This is a genomic window from Paraplanobispora siamensis, from assembly GCF_016863175.1.
In the GTDB taxonomy this organism is placed as follows: Bacteria; Actinomycetota; Actinomycetes; order Streptosporangiales; family Streptosporangiaceae; genus Planobispora; species Planobispora siamensis.
Genome location: NZ_BOOJ01000130.1, coordinates 1 through 1,485 on the forward strand (window position 1 = coordinate 1; position 1,485 = coordinate 1,485).

Below are 1,485 nucleotides of genomic sequence, written 5' to 3' on the forward strand. Positions count from 1 at the left end.
CCAGGGCACCTGTTTCAACCAGAAGCCGATCGTGGCCGAGGGCGACCGCATCGAGACCGGCCAGGTCATCGCCGACGGGCCGTGCACCGATGACGGTGAGATGGCGCTGGGCAAGAACCTGCTGGTGGCCTTCATGCCCTGGGAGGGCCACAACTACGAAGACGCCATCATCTTGTCCCAGCGCCTGGTCCAAGACGATGTGCTGTCTTCGATCCACATCGAAGAGCACGAGGTCGACGCCCGCGACACCAAGCTGGGCCCCGAGGAGATCACCCGGGACATCCCGAATGTGTCCGAGGAGGTGCTGGCCGATCTGGACGAGCGCGGCATCATCCGGATCGGCGCCGAGGTGGTGCCCGGTGACATCCTGGTGGGCAAGGTCACTCCCAAGGGCGAGACCGAGCTGACGCCCGAGGAGCGGCTGCTGCGTGCGATCTTCGGGGAGAAGGCCCGGGAGGTGCGTGACACCTCGCTGAAGGTGCCGCACGGCGAGCAGGGCAAGGTCATCGGGGTGCGGGTGTTCTCCCGTGAGGAGGGCGATGAGCTGCCGCCGGGGGTCAATGAGCTGGTGCGCGTGTACGTGGCGCAAAAGCGGAAGATCACCGATGGGGACAAGCTGGCGGGCCGGCACGGCAACAAGGGCGTCATCTCCAAGATCCTCCCGGTGGAGGACATGCCGTTCCTGGAGGACGGCACCCCGGTCGACATCATCCTCAACCCGCTGGGGGTGCCCGGCCGGATGAACGTCGGGCAGGTGCTGGAGACCCATCTGGGGTGGATCGCCGCGCGTGGCTGGGACATCTCCGGCATTGCCGAGGCCTGGGCCGAGCGGCTGCGTGACAAGGGCTTTGGTGAGGTGGCGCCGCGTACCAATGTGGCCACCCCGGTCTTCGACGGCGCGCACGAGGAGGAGATCGTCGGGCTGCTGGACAACACCCTGGTCAATCGGGACGGCGGGCGCATGGTCGGGCCCAACGGCAAGGCGCAGCTGTTTGACGGCCGCTCGGGTGAGCCGTTCCCGCATCCGATCTCGGTGGGCTACATCTACATCCTGAAGCTGCTGCACCTGGTGGATGACAAGATCCATGCTCGGTCCACCGGCCCGTACTCGATGATCACGCAGCAGCCGCTGGGTGGTAAGGCGCAGTTCGGCGGGCAGCGCTTTGGTGAGATGGAGGTCTGGGCGCTGGAGGCCTATGGTGCGGCCTATGCGCTGCAGGAGCTGCTGACCATCAAGTCCGACGATGTGCTGGGCCGGGTGAAGGTCTATGAGGCCATCGTCAAGGGCGAGAACATCCCCGAGCCGGGCATTCCCGAGTCGTTCAAGGTGTTGATCAAGGAGATGCAGTCGCTGTGCCTGAATGTCGAGGTGCTCTCCAGCGACGGCATGTCGATCGAGATGCGCGACACCGACGAGGATGTCTTCCGCGCCGCCGAAGAGCTCGGCATCGACCTGTCCCGGCGCGAGCCGAGCAGCGTCGAAGA

1 protein-coding gene is annotated in these 1,485 nt (G+C 65.9%); it reads left to right on the top strand.

Going from position 1 to position 1,485, the window contains the following annotated elements:
• Window positions 1–1,485: DNA-directed RNA polymerase subunit beta (locus tag Psi01_RS42855; RefSeq protein WP_444980739.1), on the top strand; the 1,485-nt coding region annotated here is incomplete at both ends.